Origin of the sequence: Streptomyces sp. H51, assembly GCF_035656535.1 — a bacterium.
In the GTDB taxonomy this organism is placed as follows: domain Bacteria; phylum Actinomycetota; class Actinomycetes; order Streptomycetales; family Streptomycetaceae; genus Streptomyces.
Genome location: NZ_JAYMHD010000070.1, coordinates 107,655 through 127,372, shown reverse-complemented (window position 1 = coordinate 127,372; position 19,718 = coordinate 107,655). Strand labels below are relative to the sequence as shown.

General features: G+C 70.4%; 17 protein-coding genes and 3 pseudogenes. 12 read left to right on the top strand and 8 right to left on the bottom strand.

All coding sequences use genetic code 11. The features are described from left to right. Window positions 1-55: 55 nt before the first annotated feature. Entirely contained in the window at window positions 56-1,459 is a 1,404-nt protein-coding gene (locus VKA29_RS25890) for a DHA2 family efflux MFS transporter permease subunit (RefSeq protein WP_324788407.1), read from the bottom strand. A gap of 151 nt (window positions 1,460-1,610) precedes the next feature. Between VKA29_RS25890 and VKA29_RS25885 the strand changes: the two genes are divergently transcribed. The 3 genes from VKA29_RS25885 to VKA29_RS25875 all read left to right on the top strand — a co-directional run bounded on the left by VKA29_RS25885 (window position 1,611) and on the right by VKA29_RS25875 (window position 4,635). Next, a complete protein-coding gene (locus VKA29_RS25885; protein WP_324788384.1) occupies window positions 1,611-2,051 on the top strand; it encodes a MarR family winged helix-turn-helix transcriptional regulator in 441 nt (146 codons plus the stop codon). A gap of 201 nt (window positions 2,052-2,252) precedes the next feature. Further along, window positions 2,253-4,349, top strand: a complete 2,097-nt coding sequence (ligA, locus tag VKA29_RS25880) for an NAD-dependent DNA ligase LigA (RefSeq protein WP_324788383.1) — start codon at window positions 2,253-2,255, stop codon at window positions 4,347-4,349. A 160-nt stretch (window positions 4,350-4,509) separates the two neighbouring features. After that, window positions 4,510-4,635: a hypothetical protein gene (locus VKA29_RS25875; protein ID WP_324788382.1), complete on the top strand. Its 126-nt coding sequence runs from the start codon at window positions 4,510-4,512 to the stop codon at window positions 4,633-4,635. Between the two features lie 440 nt (window positions 4,636-5,075). Here VKA29_RS25875 and VKA29_RS25870 read toward each other — a convergent pair whose 3' ends face one another. Then, window positions 5,076-6,374: an MFS transporter gene (locus VKA29_RS25870; protein ID WP_324788381.1), complete on the bottom strand. Its 1,299-nt coding sequence runs from the start codon at window positions 6,372-6,374 to the stop codon at window positions 5,076-5,078. Window positions 6,375-6,687: 313 nt separating this feature from the next. Here VKA29_RS25870 and VKA29_RS25865 point away from each other — a divergent pair, with 313 nt between their 5' ends. From VKA29_RS25865 to VKA29_RS25845, 5 genes and pseudogenes are all read left to right on the top strand, one after another. Continuing rightward, window positions 6,688-7,278: a GNAT family N-acetyltransferase gene (locus tag VKA29_RS25865; protein ID WP_324788380.1), complete on the top strand. Its 591-nt coding sequence runs from the start codon at window positions 6,688-6,690 to the stop codon at window positions 7,276-7,278. Next, a pseudogene (infA, locus tag VKA29_RS25860) lies at window positions 7,275-7,493 on the top strand (translation initiation factor IF-1); the annotation flags it as partial. The gene VKA29_RS25865 and the pseudogene infA, both read left to right, overlap by 4 nt. A 79-nt stretch (window positions 7,494-7,572) precedes the next feature. Further along, window positions 7,573-7,848 (top strand): annotated as a pseudogene (locus VKA29_RS25855) (transposase); the annotation flags it as partial. A gap of 213 nt (window positions 7,849-8,061) precedes the next feature. After that, the gene (locus tag VKA29_RS25850; protein WP_324788379.1) at window positions 8,062-9,759 is read left to right on the top strand and encodes an amidohydrolase; all 1,698 of its coding nucleotides are present in this window, start codon (window positions 8,062-8,064) and stop codon (window positions 9,757-9,759) included. Between the two features lie 174 nt (window positions 9,760-9,933). Further along, window positions 9,934-10,934, top strand: a pseudogene (locus VKA29_RS25845) (IS5 family transposase). Window positions 10,935-11,082: 148 nt separating this feature from the next. Here VKA29_RS25845 and VKA29_RS25840 read toward each other — a convergent pair. The 5 genes from VKA29_RS25840 to VKA29_RS25820 all read right to left on the bottom strand — a co-directional run bounded on the left by VKA29_RS25840 (window position 11,083) and on the right by VKA29_RS25820 (window position 15,382). Continuing rightward, a complete protein-coding gene (locus tag VKA29_RS25840) occupies window positions 11,083-11,355 on the bottom strand; it encodes a hypothetical protein (protein ID WP_324788378.1) in 273 nt (90 codons plus the stop codon). Between the two features lie 16 nt (window positions 11,356-11,371). Next, window positions 11,372-12,052: a restriction endonuclease gene (locus VKA29_RS25835; RefSeq protein WP_420718566.1), complete on the bottom strand. Its 681-nt coding sequence runs from the start codon at window positions 12,050-12,052 to the stop codon at window positions 11,372-11,374. A 723-nt stretch (window positions 12,053-12,775) separates the two neighbouring features. Continuing rightward, window positions 12,776-13,516 carry a lysophospholipid acyltransferase family protein gene (locus VKA29_RS25830; protein ID WP_324788377.1) on the bottom strand — a complete coding sequence of 247 codons (741 nt, stop codon included), beginning with the start codon at window positions 13,514-13,516 and terminating at the stop codon, window positions 12,776-12,778. Window positions 13,517-13,786: 270 nt separating this feature from the next. Then, window positions 13,787-14,302 (bottom strand): hypothetical protein, encoded by a 516-nt coding sequence (locus VKA29_RS25825; protein WP_324788376.1) that lies wholly within the window; start codon window positions 14,300-14,302, stop codon window positions 13,787-13,789. 36 nt (window positions 14,303-14,338) lie between these two features. Next, window positions 14,339-15,382 (bottom strand): zinc-binding dehydrogenase, encoded by a 1,044-nt coding sequence (locus VKA29_RS25820; protein ID WP_324788375.1) that lies wholly within the window; start codon window positions 15,380-15,382, stop codon window positions 14,339-14,341. A gap of 303 nt (window positions 15,383-15,685) precedes the next feature. Between VKA29_RS25820 and VKA29_RS25815 the strand changes: the two genes are divergently transcribed. Next, window positions 15,686-16,894: a cytochrome P450 gene (locus VKA29_RS25815; protein ID WP_324788374.1), complete on the top strand. Its 1,209-nt coding sequence runs from the start codon at window positions 15,686-15,688 to the stop codon at window positions 16,892-16,894. A gap of 66 nt (window positions 16,895-16,960) precedes the next feature. Beyond that, window positions 16,961-17,797 (top strand): hypothetical protein, encoded by an 837-nt coding sequence (locus VKA29_RS25810; protein WP_324788373.1) that lies wholly within the window; start codon window positions 16,961-16,963, stop codon window positions 17,795-17,797. Window positions 17,798-17,969: 172 nt separating this feature from the next. On the opposite strand, the gene VKA29_RS25805 is transcribed toward VKA29_RS25810, so the two are convergent. Continuing rightward, window positions 17,970-18,425, bottom strand: coding sequence for a MarR family winged helix-turn-helix transcriptional regulator (locus tag VKA29_RS25805; protein WP_324788372.1), 456 nt, complete (start codon window positions 18,423-18,425; stop codon window positions 17,970-17,972). Between the two features lie 129 nt (window positions 18,426-18,554). On the opposite strand from VKA29_RS25805, the gene VKA29_RS25800 reads away from it, so the two are divergent. Beyond that, a complete protein-coding gene (locus VKA29_RS25800; protein WP_324788371.1) occupies window positions 18,555-18,908 on the top strand; it encodes a rhodanese-like domain-containing protein in 354 nt (117 codons plus the stop codon). Next, complete coding sequence (locus tag VKA29_RS25795; RefSeq protein ID WP_324788370.1) at window positions 18,905-19,483, top strand: YceI family protein; 579 nt, start codon at window positions 18,905-18,907, stop codon at window positions 19,481-19,483. Before VKA29_RS25800 ends, VKA29_RS25795 begins: the two co-directional genes overlap by 4 nt. The last annotated feature ends 235 nt before the right edge of the window (window positions 19,484-19,718 follow it).

Here is a 19,718-nt window from a genome sequence, read left to right as displayed (position 1 = left end):
ACAACCTCATCGAGGGCCGCTTCCAGAGCACCGACTCGCCGCTCGGACAACAGCGTCAGGAAGCGATCTCGGGGTGAGCGGCGGGCGGCCGTGATGCCTTCGTGCCGGTGCTCCGGGCCGCCGCACGGGCCGCGGCGTCCGGGAGGGCGAAGGCGAAGACCGCGGTCGCCGCCGCGAGAGCGGCCAGGACGAGGTAGGTGTACTGGTAGGCGGAGACCGGCGGGTCGGCGGCCGCCGACGCGGGGGTGCCCAGGACGATGGTGGTGGTGACCGCGACCGGCGCCAGGGCCCCGCCGGTCTGGCGTACCACGGTGTTGAGCGTGGACGCCTGAGCCAGGTCGTGGCGGTCGATGTTGGCGAGCGAGGCCACCGTGGTCGGCATGAAGACCCCGCCCATGGCGATGCCGAGCAGGAACATGTAGAAGCGGAAGGTCCACAGGCCGGTGTCCTGGTCGCAGGTCGCGAACAGTACGAGGACCGCGGCGACACCGGCCAGGCCGCACCCGACGATGATCCGCGGCCCGACACGGGCGTAGAGGACTCCGGCGACCTGGACGGTCAGCAGGACGCCGAAGGCCTCGGTGAAGGTGCCGGTGCCGGACTCGAGGGCGGTGCGGCCCTGCGCCTGCTGGAGGAAGAGCGGGCCGAGGTACATGGCGCCGAGGATCGGTATCAGGCCGACCAGGTTGATCAGGTTGGTGTCACGGAAGAGGCGGTCGGCGAAGAGACGGAGCTTCAGCAGCGGTTCGGCGGCGCGCAGTTGGTGGACGGCGGTGGCGGCCAGCAGGACCGCGCCGAGGGCGAGGGAGACGAGGACGGCGGCGGATGACCAGCCGCGGTTGGGGCCTTCGGTTGTCCCGAACATCGCGGCGCCGAGGCCGGCGGCGCTCAGCAGCAGCCCGGTGAGGTCGAAGCGGCCGGGGAGCCGCCCGCGGTGCTCGGTCAGGAACAGCAGGCCGAACAGGACGACCGGGAGGCCCACCGGGACGTTGACGTAGAAGACCCAGCGCCAGGACAGGTGGTCCACCAGCAGGCCGCCGAGGACGGGGGCGGCGGCCGGGGCCATCTGCTGCGGGATGATCATGTACCGGGAGATCCGCACCTGGTCGGACGTGTTGAAGGTGGCGAAGAGCAGCGCGGCGGAGGCCGGGAAGAGCACGCCGGCGGACAGGCCCTGGAGCGCGCGGAAGGCGACTAGCTGGACGAGGTCGGCGGCCAGGCCGCACAGCAGGGAGGAGCCGAGGAAGGCGATGAGCGCGGTGAGCAGGACGTGCTTGCCGCCGAAGCGTTCGACGAGCCAGGCGGAGGCGGGGATCGTCATGGCCAGGCACACCGTGTAGGCCACGACCACCCCGTCGAGGGCGGCCGTCGTCAGCTGGAACTGCCGGGCGATGGAGGGGAGGGCCACCGTGGTGATCGCACCGTCGACGATCGCGATGAAGGTGACGCTGACGCACATCACGGGCACGACCAGCCGCTGGCTCAGCCGGAGGGAGCGCGGCGGTCTGCGGGAGCGGGAGGAAGGAGACTGCGACACATGCTGAGCATACTCACTATGTCGGTGCTCATAGAATCGGTCGCACGGCGGAACGCGCGACGGGGAGCGGCACATGGCAGTGCAGGGCAGCAGTGACGTCCTGATCGACGAGTTGTACGACACGACGCACCGGCTGCGCCGATTCGTGGAGGCCCGGCTCAGGAGGAGCGGGGCGTCGGTGGCGCGGCTGCGCGCCATGCGGATGCTTGCGCGCAGCGAACGTCCTCTGCGGATGCGGGACCTGAGCGAGATGACGGGCGTCGCGGCGCGCACCGCGACCAGCATCGTCGACAGCCTGGAACGGGACGGTCTGGTCGAGCGCGTGCGTCACCCCGAGGACCGGCGCGCCTTCCTGCTGCGGCTGACCGACGCGGGCCGCGCGTGCCACCGTGAGGCGGAGGAGGTGGACCGGCTCGCGCTCGCGGAGGCGACGGCCGGGCTCAGCGCCGAGGACCGCCTCCGGTTCCGGGCCCTGCTGGCCGTCGTCCGCGAGGCGACGGCCGGGCAGGACTGATCCCGGCGGGACGGCCGCTTCGCCAGGCCGGCCTCGTGCACGGCTCGTGATCGCAGCCAGGGCCGCAGCGTCACCACCGGCTGCGGAACGGATCCGTCGATCAGGCATCCGTTGATCAGGCACGAGTGGGTGAGGCTCGGCCGTCAGCAGCCGAACCGGGCCTCGGGAGCGTTGTCAGTGGTGGCAGGCAGGATGGCGGGCATGACCACACCAGTTGCAGTGATCGTGGATGCCGCCGCCTACGCGCAGGCGGTCGAGGACGCGGTGAAGGCGTCGGCCGCCTACTACGCGGGCGGAACGTCGGCATTGGACGACGATGCCTACGACCGGCTGGTGCGCGGCATCGCCGCGTGGGAGGCAGACCATCCTGATCAGGTACTGCCCGACTCTCCGACGGGGAAGGTCGCCGGCGGCGCCGTGGAGGGCGATGTCCCGCACACGGTGGCGATGCTGAGTCTGGACAACGTGTTCTCGCCGCAGGAGTTGACCGCCTGGACCGCCTCCCTGACCCGCCGTATCGGCCACGAGGTCGAGCGGTTCAGCGTCGAGCCGAAGCTGGACGGGCTCGCGGTCGCCGCCCGTTACGTCGGCGGTCGCCTGCGACAACTGATCACTCGGGGGGACGGGACGGCCGGGGAGGACGTCTCGCACGCGATCGGCACCGTAGAGGGGCTGCCGGACCGACTCGCCGAGCCGGTCACCGTGGAGGTCCGCGGCGAGGTCCTCATGACGACCGCTCAGTTCGAGCATGCCAACGAGGTGCGCACCGCGCACGGCGGGCAGCCGTTCGCCAACCCGCGCGGCGCCGCGGCGGGCACCCTGCGCGCCAAGGAGCGCGGCTACACGGTGGCGATGACGTTCTTCGGCTACGGCCTGCTGCCCCTGCCGGACACCGAGACGGCGCTCGCCACGCGGCTGGGCGGGCTCGCGCACAGCGACCTCATGGTCCAGGCCGCCGCATACGGGGTGAACACCACCGCCGCCACCGCGGTGCCCGGCGTCACCGCCGGCACCGTCGAGCAGGTGCTGGCGCGGGTGCAGGAGATCGCCGCCCTGCGGGCCGAGCTGCCGTTCGGGATCGACGGGATCGTCGTCAAGGCCGACCTGGCCGCCGACCAGCAGGCGGCAGGGTCGGGCTCGCGCGCTCCGCGCTGGGCGATCGCCTACAAGCTGCCGGCCGTCGAGAAGATCACCCGGCTGCTCGAGGTCGAGTGGAACGTCGGACGCACCGGCATCATCGCCCCGCGCGCCGTCCTGGAGCCGGTCGAGATCGACGGCGCCACCATCAGTTACGCCACCCTCCACAACCCGGCCGACATCACCCGCCGCGACCTGCGCCTGGGCGACCACGTCATGGTCCACCGGGCCGGCGACGTCATCCCCCGCGTCGAAGCGCCCGTCGCCCACCTGCGCACCGGCGGCGAACGACCCATCGCCTTCCCCGAGGCGTGCCCGCGCTGCGGGGCCGGCATCGACACCGGCGAGCAGCGCTGGCGCTGCGAGAACGGACGCAACTGCCATCTGGTGGCCTCCCTGTCCTACGCCGCCGGCCGCGACCAACTCGACATCGAAGGCCTCGGCCGCACCCGGATCGTCCAGCTCGTCGAGGCCGGCCTCGTCGCCGATCTCGCCGGCCTGTTCACCCTGACCCGCGAACAGCTGATGGGCCTGGAGCGGATGGGTGCGACCAGCACCGACAACCTCCTCGCCGCCATCGCCGCGGCCAAGGGCCGGCCGCTGTCGCGGGTGCTGTGCGCGCTCGGGGTCCGCGGCACCGGCCGTTCCATGTCCCGCCGGATCGCGAGGCACTTCGCCACCATGGACGACATCCGCGCCGCGGACGTGGAAGCGATGCGGCAGGTCGAGGGCATCGGCACCGAGAAGGCCCCCTCGATCGTCGCCGAACTGGCCGAACTCGCCCCGCTCATCGACAAGCTCGCCGCCGCCGGGGTGAACATGACCGAACCCGGCGCCACCCCACCCACCCCGTCCGCCCCGTCCGACGACGACACCGGCGGCCACGACGAGGGCACCGAGCGTGCGGGCGGGTCACTGGCCGGCATGACCGTGGTCGTCACCGGCGCGATGACCGGCCCCCTGGAGAAGCTCAGCCGCAACCAGATGAACGAACTCATCGAACGAGCCGGCGGCCGCTCCTCCTCCAGCGTCTCCAAGAAGACCACCCTCGTCGTCGCCGGAGACGGCGCGGGGTCCAAGCGAGCCAAGGCCGAAGATCTCGGGATCCGGCTGGCCACCCCGGACGCCTTCGCCGCCCTGGTCGCCGACTACCTCGACTGATCCTCCGGGTGTCCCCCGGCGGGCCGAAGCCCCAGGAGCCCTCCGCACGTCACCGCCTACGGCCCCGGCTGGTCTCCCCGTTCAGCCGGGGCTCTTGCGCGCTGACGGCGGCCCGCAGCCCCGCGTGACCTGCCGGCCGTGCGGGTGAGCGGGTGAGCGGGTGAGCCGGACGAGGAGCGCGGAACGGGACGCACGCCGCCCGGCTACGGAGATCTCGCCGGTTCAGGAGGTCCCCGACGTCTGGGTGAGCGACCTGCGCCGCGCCTTCCTGGACGACATGCCCTGAACCACGTCGTCGGCTCGTCCGGTGACGGGCCCGGCGAACACCGTCGAGCGGGGGCGTGCGCGCCGCCGCCCTCCCGTTCCTCTTCGGTGATCGGCCCGTGCGTGCTCGGGCGTGCGCCGTGGGCTCTGGTCACGAAACCGGGCCCGGGTGATGATGCGGGGGCGAAGTGCGTTTATCACTGGCGGAGTTGACGGAACTGCGGATCCCGCATCCGGGGCTCTCCGAGCGGGTGCTGGGCCCGGGCCGTGACCGGGCCGCGCAGGGTGCGCCGGAGGATCTCGCACCGCAGGAACGGCAGTTGTGGTACGCGATGGCGGGCGAGGTCTGCGAACGGCTGGACGATCGGGACGGCACCGTACGTCACCGTGACCGCGCCGGCGCACCGTCGGACCGACCGCTCCCCCGCTTCCGCCGGCGGGTCCGCCCAGGTGTGCGTCCCGCTACGGCAGACCGGCCTCCGGGGCGAGCTGGACACCACCGCCGGCGCCGCCGTCGGCGGCCGTGACGGGTGACGCCTTCGCCGGGAGACGCCGTACGGCCGGGACGCACAGCAGCGCCAGGGTGGCGGGGACGGCGATGGCCGTCATCCCGTACAGGGTGGGCCGGACGCCGAGCGTGTCGGACACCGGGCCGACCAGTGCGAGGCCGAGCGGCATGAGGCCCGCCGACAGGAGGAAGTCGTAGGAGCTCACGCGGGACAGGGCTGCTTCCGGCACGTGCGTCTGCAGCGCGGTCTCCCAGGTGACGAAGAAGAGGGAGACGGCAACGCCGGTGACCGCTTCGAGGGCGGCGATGAGGGCGACCGGTGCGCCGGATCCGATGACGATCGCCTGGCAGGAGGCCACGGCCAGCGCCGCTGCGGCGAGCACCATGGGGCGCCTGGCCGTGAGCCGGTAGGCGCAGACGTCCCCGATGACGGAGCCGATGCCGAAGCCCGCGGTGATGACCGACCAGCTCGTGGCACCGCCCCACTCCTGATCGGCCAGGACGGGTCCCAGCACGAACACCGACGGCAGGACGACGACGTGGTAGACCGCCATGGCCGCCATGCCGGACCACACCCACGTGCGGCTGCGCACCTGCGCCCAGCCGGCGCGCAGTTCCCCGAGGAAAGCCGTACCGCCGCCGTGCCCCGGCGCATCGGCCGCCGTGCTTCGGGGTCGCAGCCGGGCCAGGAACACGGCGCTGACCGCGAAGGTCACGGCGTCCAGGGCAAGGGCGCCGCCGGGTCCCGCCAGCACGACCAGGCCGCTGGCGAGGGCCGGGCCCAGTACCAGCCCGGCCGACTGGACGAACCCGCGCAGGGCGTTGGCCTCCCGCAGCCGCTCGGGCGCGACGACCAGGGGCATCAGCCCGGTGGATGCCGGCATGAAGAAGGCGTCCGCGGTTCCGAACACGATCATCAGCAGGACGAGATGCGGTACGGCGGCAACGCCGGTCAGCAGCAGCAGTGCGGCCAGCCCTTGTACGGCGCACCGCACCGCGTCGGAGACGAGCATGATGCGGTGCCGCCGGAAACGGTCCGCCCACACGCCACCGACCAGGGCGAACAGGAGCATGGGCACCAGGCCGGCGGCCGCCACCGCTCCGACGTCGGAGGCCGACCCGCCCACCGAGAGCACGGCGAAGGGCACGGCCACGAAGGACACGCGGTCGCCCAGGACGGACAGGGACTGTCCGATGAACAGGCGGGCGAACTGCGGCTCTTCGCGCAGCACAGGGGGAATCAGGGATCTCACGAGCGGCCGATCGGAGCGGAAGGACAAGATGTGCAGCGCCCGATCCTAAGGAGGACCCTCATCACCGGTCACCTGGATTTCTGCCGGGCGGCGGTCAGGCCGTGCGCTGATGGACCGGGTGGGCGAGGAAATGGTTCGAGCGGGGCGGGGCGCCGCTGCTACTTTCGCGGTGGACCGTGAAGTCGTCGTATGGAGGTGAGCCCCGTGAACACAGTTGCCCGTGGGTGCTCCCTCAACCCGTCACGGTCCGGCGGCTGACGTTCGGTGTCGCCAGGAGCGCCTGAGATCGAGGCACTCCTGGAAGGAGACTCCGATGAACACGAAGCCTTTCCCATCTGGCCTGAGCGAGAACCCTGTGGTGGTCACGCGCGTCGCGGACCGGCAATGGCATGCGCTGGACGACGACCTGGTGGTCGGACGCGGGCATGCGGAGCACCGGCCCGACGGACGCTTGTTCGTCAGCATCGACGCCTGGCACGACGTCGCCCTCGACCGGCTCGCCGAGGCGATGCCGGCGCAACTGCCGGCGCCGCTGCACACGGTGGTCGACGAAGCCGACGTCGAGCTGACGGCCGGCGGGCGGCGGGCGGGTTTCACGATCCGGCGCCGCGAGTGGGAGTACGCCGTACCGACCGGCCCGAGGGTCACAGGGCTCGGAGCGGTGCTGCCGCCTTCGGGCGTGACGATCGTGATCCGGCCGCGCATCGGACTGGTCGCGGTCCGGGCCGTCGAGCAGCGCCGCGGCATCGCGCTGGCGCTGCTCGCGCACGCGCTGGGTACGCTGCACCGCTCCGGGTTCGCCACGGCCCGGACCGAGGTCCAGGAGTCCGACCGAGCGGCGTCGGCGCTGTTCGAGGGCATCGGGGCCCGGCCGATGAGCAGCAACCTGGAGCTGGTGCGATGACGAAGAACAAGAACGTCATCGAAGTCGAGGGCAAGGTCGTCGAGTGTCTGCGCAGCGCCATGTTCACCGTGGAGCTCGACAACGGCCACCAGGTGCTCGCGCACATCAACGGGAAGATCCGCAAGAACTACATCAAGATCATGCTGGACGACCGGGTGCTGGTGGAACTGCCGCCGTACGACCTGACGCGCGGCCGGATCGTGTTCCGGTACCGGAACCAGGGCGCGTATTGCGTCGTGATCAATCTGCGAGATTTGCCTGCGCGGCAGGGTGTGGACCGGTAGACCTTTTTGGGTGACGCGAGTGCAACTGACGGATGTGGAGTGGGAGTTCATCGCGCCGTATCTGCCGATCGGCGAGTACGGCCCGTACCCCGAGCGGCTGCGACAGCAGTTCGAGGGCGTGATCTGGCGGTTCAGGACGGGCGGGCAGTGGCGGGAGATGCCGACGGAGTTCGGCGCCTGGTCCACCGTCCACAACCGCTTCCGACAGTGGCGTGACGCCGGTGTCTTCGAGGCCCTGATGGAAGGCCTGATCACGGAAGCCGCGAAGCGGGGCGAGGATGAAATACGTTCAGCGCCGGGAATGACGGCAGCCCAGTATCCGACTTGAGGGTAACCCCTGCAACATGAGTTGCGCCGCATGAGTGAATCGCAAAATCCTCTGTTTGGCAGATCTTCCATGAGGGATCTCGTACGTTGGCAGAACTCTGCGCGCCCGCCGCGGTATGAGCGACGCGGTTGACGTCTGCGGCTCAACCCCTCATTAGCAGTGGAGGATCGAATGTCTGCGGACCTGGTTTTCATCAACGGGGGAGTTTACAACGGTAAAGTCGACCCAAAGAACTGGCCGACCGCCCTGGCAGTCACCAAAGAGACGATTTCCGAGGTCGGTGATGGTGCGAGGGATTTGATCGGTAAGGGAACCGAGGTGGTCGACCTTGCCGACAAGATGCTCATTCCCGGCTTTTATGATGCACACGTACACCCCGTTACGGGAGGCTTGATGCGCTCAGGCAAACTGTGCGACCTGAGCAACTGTGATTCGCAGAAGAACGGAATTCCTGTGCCTCGAGAGGTCTACATAGATGCATGTGTGCAGGAGGCAGCGCGGTTCGCCGTGGAGACAGCCCGTGTGCCACCAGGGGGATGGGTCCAGGGTTTCGGTTGGTCACTTGTGCCGTTCGGGGATGCGCTGCCGCACAAGAAATATCTGGACGAGAATCCGGTCCTCAGAGATCGGAAGGTTTTTCTTCAAGAGGCCAGTGGTCACACGGCCTGGGTCAATCAGGCGGCCCTTGATGATGTCGGCCCGCTGATCCCGTCAACCACGACACTTGAAAACGGCGTCGTGTGCGAGCCCATCGGCACTCTGCACGAGATGGCGGCCGGAGTGGTGCAAGGGAAAATCCCTCCTTTCAGCGTCGGTGAACTGGCGTCGGCCCTGAAGGAGGGGCAGAAGTACTTGCACTCTCTGGGTATCGTCGGCTGGCTCGACGCGGGGCTTGACGTGGTGAAGGCACGCAGCATCACCGGAGAGGCGTATCTCTTTGCCCTGCAGCAAGGAAAGCTCACAGCAAGAGTTTCCGGGGCCCTCATCTGGACCCCTGCCGACAAGGACCCGACAATCGCCGCTCGGCTGCTGTCTGAACAGATCGGGGAATTTTCTTACCTGAAAAAGCAACTTGACAGGCCGCAGTTCCGGGTCAACACGGCCAAGATATTCCTGGACGGCATCGTGGAGTCCCGCACCGCCGCGTTGATCGACCCGTATCTGGACCCGACCACTGGGATGCCCACCGATCATCACGGTGATACGCATGTCCCTCAAGAGCTTCTCAGGCAGGCCGTGAAGGGCCTGTTGAATGCGGGCCTAAGTGTACATGTCCACGCCATCGGCGACCAGGCAGTGCGCGATGCGCTGCAGAGCTACATGGCCGCGCCCGACAACAAGTGGCACAGCGCGATTGCTCATCTCGAACTCGTAGCACCCGAGGACCGCTCAGGGTTCCAGAAGGCCAATGTGATCGCCTGCATCCAGCCGCTCTGGGCAACCCATGAACCTCAGATGGACCAGCAGGTAAAACCTCTTCTCGGGCCGGTGCGGACTGAACAGCAGTATCCGTTCGCGTCGATTCTCCGCACCGGCGCGCGCCTTGCCGCGGGCAGTGATTGGCCGGTCAGCACGCCCAACCCCCTGGAGGGAATACACGTGGCGGTGAACCGGTCGTATCCGCCGAGTTCGAATCCCCTCGGACCCGACGAAGCTCTCACACTCAAGCAGGCTCTCGACGCCTACACGGTCGGCGCTGCGTATGCTTGCGGCAGAAACGACGCCGGGGTTCTGGCGCCGGGTATGCGGGCGGACTTGGCGGTGCTGGACCGTAACATCTTCCTCCGGCCTGCTGACGAGATCGCCCGCGCGCACGTCAACATGACCTTCGTCGGAGGGGAAAGGGTATTCGAGGCCGCCACGCCGTAGTGGCCAGACCTGCGTGAATTCGGTCTCCTTCGCCGTGGTGATCCGGCGCTCATGTTGCGCTCCGTCATCTCCAGCGCCGCCTGCGGATGGAGGGAGGCGACGGCGTCCCTGGGCGCCGTGAAAATCTGCGAGATCTGCCCGCGCGGCAGGGTGTGGACCGGTAGACCTGTTTGAGTGACGCGAGTGCAACTGACGGATGTGGAGTGGGAGTTCATCGCGCCGTATCTGCCGATCGGCGAGTACGGCCCGTACCCCGAGCGGCTGCGACAGCAGTTCGAGGGCGTGATCTGGCGGTTCAGGACGGGCGGGCAGTGGCGGGAGATGCCGACGGAGTTCGGCGCCTGGTCCACCGTCCACAACCGCTTCCGGCAGTGGCGTGACGCCGGTGTCTTCGAGGCCCTGATGGAAGGCCTGATCAGGGAAGCCGCGCAGCGGGATGAGGTGGACCTGTCTCTGGTCGGCATCGACTCCACCACCGCCCGGGCACACCACGACGCTGCCGGGACGCACATGGACGAAGACGTCCTCACCGCTCTGGAGAAGGCTGCCATCGCGGAGGAGAAGGCCAGGTCAAAAGGGGCGGCTACGACGAACAAACCGGACAGGAGGTCGAAGACGATCCCGAGCGGGAAGAGCGGCGGCGTATCCGCCGCTGGCGCAAACTCCGGCTGAAGGCCGCCCGGCTCGGACGTTCCAGGGGCGGGCGGACCAGCAAGATCCATGTCGCTGGCGACCGGAAATGCCGTCCGCTGGCACTCCTCCTAACCGCGGCCCAGGCCGCCGACAGCCCGCAGTTCATCCCCGTGCTGGGCAAGGTGCGGGTGCGCGGGCCCGTTGGCCGTCCCCGCACCCGGCCCGGCGCAGTCGCCGGGGACAAGGCGTACTCGTCCCGCGGAAACCGCGCCCACCTACGCAAACGCCGCATCAAGGCGGTCATCCCGGAGAAGAAGGACCAGGCCGCCAACCGGAAGAAGAAGGGCTCTGGAGGCGGCCGGCCTGTCAGGCACGACGCCGATCTTTACAAGGAGCGGAACACCGTCGAGCGGCTGATCAACAAGCTGAAGGCCTGGCGAGGCATCGCTACGCGGTACGACAAGACACCCGCGAGCTACCTCGCCGGCCTTCACCTCCGCGCCTCGATGATCTGGCTCAGAGAACTCACCCGGACCACCTGATGATCACAACCAAATACGCTCCCTGGCGGCGGTCGGTGCCTTCCGCGGTAGCTGATCTCCCGGGGTTCCGGTCACGGCGTTTCCGTGACCGGGACCCCGATGACGACTCGCACGGCCACGGCCGGCCCGCTGCGGCTGTGCGCAGCGCTCAGCGTGTGTCGATCAGGGCGAGCGCCTCGGCCCAGGCCACCGTTCCGCCGGCCGCGCGCAGCCGGTCGGCGAGGCTTTGGATGTTCGGCACGATGCCGCGGCAGCAGGGGTCGGCGTCGACGAAGAACGGCACCATGTCGACCACCACCGGTACGGTGCGGGCCGGATGGAGGCTGTTGCAGGCGAACCGGCGGCCGCGGCGCTGCTCCTGGCGCCGGCATTCACGGGCCTCGACGTGCCAGGCGTGCGTGCGGGCCTCGTTCTTGCTCACGGCGGCACTCCTCCTGTCATTCATGGTCCGGGCGGAGTTTTCGGTTCGTGCCGGACCTGCCGATGTCCAGGCCCAGGAACGATGTCAGCGCGGTGCCGCTGTTCCAGAAGCCGAGCAGGTCGACGTCGACGAGTACCAGTCGGTGCCTGGCGGCGAAGTCACGGGCGGGTTTGGTGAACACGCACGAGGCCACGAAGACGGGAATGTCGGCGCCGTGTTCGGCACGGGCGGTGCCGTTGAACGTCTGGATGTCACGGCTGCCGACCGTGCGGTGCTTGGCGTAGCGCTTGCACTGGATGACCAAGCGGCGGCCGTCGGGCAGGAGGCCGGTGACGTCGGCCCCGAGGTCACCGGCGCCGCCGACTCGTTTCACGTCGGTGCAGCCGTCCCGGCGGCACAGATCGGCGACGTACTCCTCGAACTGTCGATCGTCCATTGCCCAGACGGCGTCCAGTGACCGCCGGGCTCGGCGGCGCGCCTCCTCGGCCAGTCGGGCGTGCTCCGCCTGCGCCTCGTGTCGTCCGGCGCTCACCAGCCGGGCGACGACGATCCCGACGGCTGCCACGGCTGCCACGGCAAGCAGCGCTGTTCCCATGAGCGGGGCCCCCTTCTGTGGTCTGCTGACCTGTTGCTCCCCAACCGCCGGGCCGCCCATCCTTGCCGTTGTGACGGTGTGTGCCAGGCTTGCCGAGGTCAAGCCGTCATGGGTTCGGCCGTGAACCGCTTGAGCGGGGAGCAGCGCGTCAGCGCCCGGCGACCGAACCGCTCCTCACTCCAGAGTGACGTGCATGTCTCCCCCGGCCAGGACCTCGAGGACCTCGGTGAAAAGGTCGCGGGGCTCGCCGTCCGGTGTCAGGATCTGGGACAGGTGTGCGCGGGCGGTCGCGGCGTGGCGCCAGAGCAGGGGTACGGGGGCGGTGTGGCCGAAGGTCCCGCGCAGGCGGTCGTCGAGGGCGGTGACCTGGCGCCGGGCGAGGCGGTGAACGGGCCGGGCGGCTACGTCCCGTATCTCCAGGGCGGCTTCCCCCAGTCTCCAGGGCGGCTTTTCCCAGCTCCAGCGCCCGCCGGGTGCCCTTCAGCAACGCTGCTCTGAACTGATCGCCCTGGGCGAGCCCCCGCAGCACGAGCGGGGCGCCGGCTGTCTGGGCGGCACGAGTCGGTCAGTGTGTACCGCGCTCGCCCGCGATGGCCCGTGTCCTCGTACACGGTGGGAATCACGCCGTGACCAGGTCCTCACGGCGACGGCATTTCCTGACGCACGGACACCCGGCCCGCCCCACGCCACGCCCCGCCACGTCCCGCCACGCCACGCCACGCCACGCCACGCCACGCCACGGCGTACGCATCCCGCAGCGCGGACCCCGCGAAGCACCGGACGAAGGAGCCGACCACCCCACGTCCCCGCGGCACCGCTCGATGATCAAGCCGCAGCCTTCCCTTCGTCGGCTGGAGGTACCTCACCCCCGCCCCGATTCCCGGTCCAGGCCTGCGAACGGGGCTGCCCGGCCAGGGCGGCAGGCTCGGCGAGGTGTGCGGCTGCGGTACGCCACGCGCTGGTCACCGCCGCGCGGGCCCGCGCCGTGCGTACGGCGCTGTCGCCGGTCAGCACGATCGGAGCGCCGATATGGACATGCAGTGCGGGCCGGCGCAGCGGGGCGGTGGCGAGACCGGCGATCTGCTTGATCGCGCTGCCCGATGTGACCCGGCGGGCACCCGCCTGGCCGACGGGCACGACAGGGGCGCCGGTGCGCTCGGAGAGGCGGGCCAGGCCGGTGCGGAAGTCACCCGGGGCCGCTTCCGCGGCGTCCCTGCGGCGGGGCAGGCCGCCCTCGGCGTAGATGAGCAGGTACCGGCCCTGCTCCAGGGCGCGGGCGGCCAGGTCGAGCGCGGCCCGGGCCCGTCGGTCGCCGCGGTGCACGGGGATGTGTCCCTCGCGGGTGAGGGCGCGGCCGAGTACGGGCACGCGCCACAGGCCGGCGGTGGCCATGATGACCGGTTCGATGCCCACGCGGTGCAGGGCGGCGATCACGACGGCGGGGTCGGCGAGCGAGGTGTGGTTGGCGGCGATGATGCTGCCCGGCGCCGGCTCGGCGCCGGGGTCGGTGGTCACCGACAGGCGGCCGAAGGCGGGCACCAAGGTGTCGGCGATGTTGCTGAGCACGGAGCGGTCTCCCGATCTCGACGATGTTGGTCTTCATCGTCGGCGGCGGGGCGCCCGTCCGGCCTGAGTCGCCGTACTCATTTTCCCCGTCCGCTGGTCCTCAGCTCAGACCTGTCGCAGCCGACGACCTTGGCCCACGTCCGTGCCGATGCCCGGCTGCCGGGCTGCGGCGATCCCGCCCGACGCGGCCCCGGGCGGCCCGGGGCGCGGCACCGGAGGCAGGGGCGCGGGCATCGAGCCGTGGGGCCGACGGCCGGAGGCGGCGCGTGGTCAGGTGCCCGGGCCGCCCGTGTCCTGCTGCCGTTGTGCCCGGCGTTCCGCCAGTTGCCGGAGGATCACCCAGCGGGTCACGGCGTACCCGAGCAGACCGGTGTACGCGGCCATGAAGGCCACGAAGGCCCCCAGGCCGAGGCCGGACAGCCCCAGCGCACCGAGCAGCCGCAGCACGACGGCGGCGACGACTGCCGCCGCCACCCCGATCAGCAGGCCGAGCGCCCACCACCGCGCGGGCAGCCGCGCAAGCAGGCGCCCTGCCCTCGGGGGTTCGTCCGCCGCCACCAGGCGTCCGGCGGTGAGTTCGTGCCGTACTCCTTGGGTGACGAAGAGCGACACCAGCAGCGACAGCAGGACCGAGGTCACGAAGACGTCGGTGGTGATGCCGTCGCTCCCGGCGAGCGGGACGAAGTCCGTGCGGCGATGGCCGATCCAGGTGATCAGCGCGTTGACCACCACGTTGATGAGCGCGGCAGCCGTCGCCTGCCTGCGCAGGTAGGAGGTCACCGGCATAGGCGTTCTCCGTTGCACGGCCGGGTCCGCTCCCGGCTACGGCCTGACCACGAGGCGCACCGGGTCGCCCGCTTTCGTCCGCAGCCGCTCCACTCCCCGGGTGATCTCCTCCAGGGGCAGCACCTCGGAGACCGAGCGGGACAGGTCGAGGCGGCCGGCCGCCAGCAGGCGCATGAGCTGGGTGAGATGGCGGCGGGTGTAGCCGTCGTGGCCGAGGACGGAGTGGTTGAAGTAGCCGAAGAGGATGGTGTTCTCGGTGAGGTGGATCGGCTGCGGCGACATGCCGATCATGACGGCCCGTCCGTACCGGCCGAGACAGGAGACCGCCTGGGCGAGGGCGCTGCCGGCGCCGGAGAGTTCGGCCGTCAGGTCCAGCCCCTCGCCGTCGGTGAGCCGCCGCACCTGCTCGGGGACGTCGGTCGCCGTCGGGTCGAAGGCGTGGTCGGCTCCGGCCTCCAGCGCCCGCCGTCGGGCGGAGTCGAGGGGGTCGACGGCGACGACGAGGCTCGCCCCGGCCAGGCGGGCGATCTGGACGGCGTGCACGCCGAGGCCGCCGACGCCCCATACGCCGGCCCGCTCCCCCGGGCGCAGCCCACCGCGTTCGACGATTCCCGAGAACGGTGTGGCGACCGCGTCGGCGCAGATCGCCGCCTGCTCGATGGGCACCCCGTCGGGCACCTCCACCAGGGTCTGGAACGGAGTGACGACGTACTGCGCCCAGGCGCCGTCCCAGTTCTGCCCCATGGTCTGCGGGGCGAGGCAGCCTTGTACGTCACCGCAGTGGCGGCAGGAGCCGCAGGCCCTGCCCGGCGCGATGACCACCCGTCGGCCCGGCTGCCAATAGGGGACTTCCGCGCCCACCCGGGCGATGGTGCCCGCCGGCTCGTGACCGGGGGTGACCTCTTCCAGCGGGCAGTCGAGGGTGCCGTCGATCATGTGCACGTCCGACAGGCAGATACCGCAGGCCTCGACGCGGACCAGCACGTCGGACGGTCCCGGCTGGGGCACCGGCACCTCCGCCACCCGCAGCCGGCCGTCGGCCCGGCAGAAGCGCGCCGCACGCATGGTCGGCGTCGTCATCGGCTCACCTCCGGGAAACCGGTCGACACGATCACCGTGTGACCAGATACCCGATGTCTAATCTCTTGAGGGCCTGTGGCGCCCGACTCGCCGGACGCAGCGGACGCAGCGGGCGCAGCTGGTGCAGCGATCGCGCCCGGAAGCGGACCCGGGTCCTCGGCCGTGCCCACCCGGCCTCCTCGCCCGCGTGCCCCGAGCACCGGTTCTGTCCTGCCCGGTTCGGCTGGATGCGTCCTTCGCCGGGGCACCGCTCGCTGCTAGCGTCGGGCTGAGCGCGAGACGGGCGGGCGACGGGGACGGGCGATGACAGCAGCCGAAGTGATCGATCTGGTCGCGCTGGGCGAGGACTTCGTCCGCGATCCCTATCCGGTCTACGCGGCGCTGCGGGAACGCGGCCCCGTGCACAGGGTGCGGATTCCGGAGGGTGCGGAGGCCTGGCTCGTCGTCGGGTACGAGGCCGGCCGGGCGGCGCTCGTGGATCCGCGGTTGTCCAAGCAGTGGAAGAACGCCTCGCCCTCCTTCCCGATCACCAGTCCCGCCGCGGGACCGCACATGCTGAACTCCGACCCGCCGGACCACGAGCGGCTGCGCAGGCTGGTCGTCCGCGAGTTCACACCGCGCCGGGTCGAGCAGCTCACGCCGCGTGTGCGGCAGATCACCGACGAACTGCTCGACGCGATGACGGCGCTTCCGGAAGGGCGGGCCGATCTCGTCGAGGCGCTCTCGTTCCCGCTGCCGATCTCGGTGATCTGCGAGCTGCTGGGTGTGCCGATGCTGGACCGGGCCGCTTTCCGTGCCTGGACCAGCACGATCCTCACCGACCCCGACCCGGAGGCGCGGTCGGCGGCGACGGGTGAGACGTCCGCGTACCTCGTCGACTTACTGGAGCGCAAGCGCCTGACCCCGGGCCAGGATCTGATGAGCGCTCTGATCCGCACCACCGACGAGGACGGCGACCGGCTGTCCGCGGACGAACTGCGCGGTACCGCCTGGCTGCTGCTGGTCGCGGGGCATGAGACCACGGTCAATCTGATTTCCAACGGCGTACTGGCCCTGCTGACCCATCCCGACCAACTCGCCGCACTGCGCGAGGACATGACACTCATGGACAACGCGGTGGAGGAGATGCTGCGCTACGACGGGCCCGTGGAGACGCCGACGTTCAGGTTCACCACGGAGCCGGTCGAGATCGGCGGTACCGTCATCCCCGGCGGTGGTGAGCTGGTCCTCGTCGCGCTGGCGGACTCCAATCACGACCCGGCACGCTTCCCCGGCCCCGACCGCTTCGACATCCGGCGGGCCGCGGGCGGTCATGTCGCCTTCGGTCACGGCATCCACTACTGCCTCGGCGCGCCGCTCGCCCGCATGGAGGCGCGGGTCGCGATCCGCACCCTGCTGGAGCGCTGCCCCGACCTCGCACTCGACGCCCACCCGGCCGCCCTGACCTGGCGCCACGGCATGCTCATCCGGGGCCCCCGTCAGCTGCCGGTGCGGTGGAGGCCGCGTCCCTGAGCGTGCGCGATCCTGGAGTAGCCGTTACTGGTCACAGCGTGCCGTCGACCACGGATCATTGGCCGGATGAGCAAGGTGTGGCAGGGAACAGTCATGTACGGCTCCCGATTCGTGGTTCCGGCGTCGGGCGTGAAACCGAGGCATGTGCTGTGTGCGGTCGGAGTGGGCCTGGATGCCGACGCGCTCAGCGCGGCGATCGAAGAGGCCTGCGAGGGAGAGTTCAGGCTCGCGGAGCTGCGGCAGCGGCCGGATCCTCGCATGCGTGCGGCGTTCGACGCCGCGCTGGACGCCCGCCGGTCCACCCTCGACGACGAGTTCACCGAGGACGACTGGGCCGCGGTGGATGCCCACGACTCCGCTGCTTACGTACTCTCACCGCTTACCTCGCAGTTCACCGCTCTCGACATCTCCGTACGGGCGTTGGCCGTGACGGCCGCGCTGTTGAACTGCGGTGCCACCGCGGTGAAGAACGAGTCCAGCGGAGTGACCTGCGGGCGTGAGCGGTGGCTCGGCCTGGCGGACATGGCTGAGGCCGCCGAGGACGAGTACGACCTGGCGACCGTGCTGAGGCGGGCGTGGGTGGTGCCGGCTCTCCCGAGCCGGCGCGACGGCGTGCTGTACAGCCGCGGCATGCATCTGCTCGGCGAAGCCGACGTGGAACTCGCGCCTGGGCGTGGGCACGCGGAAGAGCTGGAAGTGCGGGACGAGTGGCTGCTCACCATGGACGCCGTGGCGCACTACCTGCTCACCGAACAGCCCGAACAGGGGATCCAGGACGGTGAAGGGTTCCGGGTCTCGCCGGACGCACCCCGATGGGTCATGCATCGACTGGAATGCGAGCGCCACTCCTCAGAATCGTTCGCCTTCAACCCCTACGGATCTTGGCGGCTCACCCCCGGGTAGGGCAGAGGAGCCCGAAAAGCCTGTGCACCGGGTCCGGCGGAGGTGCCCGGCAGAGACGAAACGGCGGGCGGAGCGACGGCCGAGGGCAGGTGAGGCGTGAGGCCGTCGCCGCCCACGCCCGCCCGCCGAGCCCCCGAGGGAAACGGCAGGCGGACCCGGCCCGCGGGCGCGGTCAGTCGCGGTCCACGCCGTGGTCCTGCTCCGCCACCTTCCGCAGGGCCTCGGCGACGACCTGAGCGTCCTCGTCGCTGAGGTACACCGAGAAGCGGCGGTGAATGCTGCGCAGATACACCGGCGCGGTGGCGCGCAGCATGGCGGCGCCCTCGTCGGTGATCGCCGCCCAGGACACCCGGCCGTCGTACGGATCGGGCGTCTTGTGCACCAGCCCCGCGCGCACCATGTCGTCGACGAGACGGCTCACCCGGGTGCGGCTGAGTACGACACGGTCTGCGACCTCCCGCATGCGCAGGCCCTCCGCACCGGCCGCCTTGAGTTCGAGCAGTACGTCGTACCACGTGAGCGGGACGCGACCGTCGCGCTGGACGTCGCTCTCGATCGCCTGCAGTGCGGCCTTGTGGGCGAGCAGCATCGCCCGCCATGCCTCTAGTCCGTAGTCGCGGTCAGCCATCAGGCCATTGTATTCAGGGTTGCGTGCGTGCGCACACAAGCGTTAAAGTGTGTGCGCACGCACGGAAATCCCCGGCTGGTGTGGCCGCGTGCTCACCCACACAGCCTTATGTCTCATCGGAGGTACCACATGGTGCAGAACCTGACCCGTGACGAGGTCAAGCAGAAGATCGGCGCCGGCGCGACGGTCCTCGAGGCCCTTCCGGAGCAGTACTGGGAGGAGGCCCACCTGCCCGGCGCCCACTGCCTGCCGCTCGACCGGGTGGACGCCCTCGCTCCGGAGCTGGTGCCCGACAAGCTGTCCGAAGTGATCGTCTACTGCACCGGTCCGGCCTGCCCGAACTCCGGCCAGGCCGCCAACCGGCTGATCCAGCTCGGCTACCAGCAGGTCTACACCTACAAGGACGGCAAGGAGGACTGGATCGGCGCCGGACTGCCGACCGAGTCCGCGCAGCAGACAGAGGGAAGCGGAGACGACCGATGACCGGGAACACGATCACGCCGACCCGCTCGGTCGGCGGTGTGGAACTGCCGGCACCGGGCACCTGGACGGTCGACCCGGGCCATGCCGAGGTCGGCTTTATGGGACGCCACCTGATGCTGACGAAGGTGCGTGGACGCTTCACCTCGGTGGACGCCACCGTCCACGTCGGCGATCGGCCCGAGGACACCACGGTGACCGCGGTGATCGACATGGCCAGTGTCGACAGCGGCGACCGGACCCGCGACGACCACCTGCGCTCCGCCGACCTCTTCGACGTGGAGAACCACCCGCGGGCCACCTTCCGGTCCACCTCGGTGACCTGGGACGGCACGGCCGGAAAGCTCGTCGGAGACCTGACGATCAAGGGGGTGACCCGCCCGGTCACGCTCGATGTCGACTACCTGGGCTACATCCGCGACCCGTGGGGCGGCGACCGCACGGTCTTCTCCGCCGCAGGACGGGTCAACCGGGAAGACTGGGGACTGACCTGGAACATGGCCCTCGAGACCGGCGGCATCCTCGTCTCCAAGGAGATCGAACTGTCACTGGAGATCGAGGCGGTCCGGCAGGTCTGAACCCTCGACGCCTCCGGGCCCGGCACCCGACCGGGGCCGGAGGCGGGTGGCCCGGCAGGCAGAGGAAGGCGCTCCACGGGCGGCGGCGAGTTCGCCCCCTGCGGGCACCGGCCGTCCTGGCGGCGCCCGGCGCCCGGCGGCCGCGGCCGTGACAGTGCCGAGGATCCCACCTCCGCGCCGGTCGATCACCCAGGCCGGATGAGTACGAGTGCTCAGGCGCGCCGTCCTGTCCGGC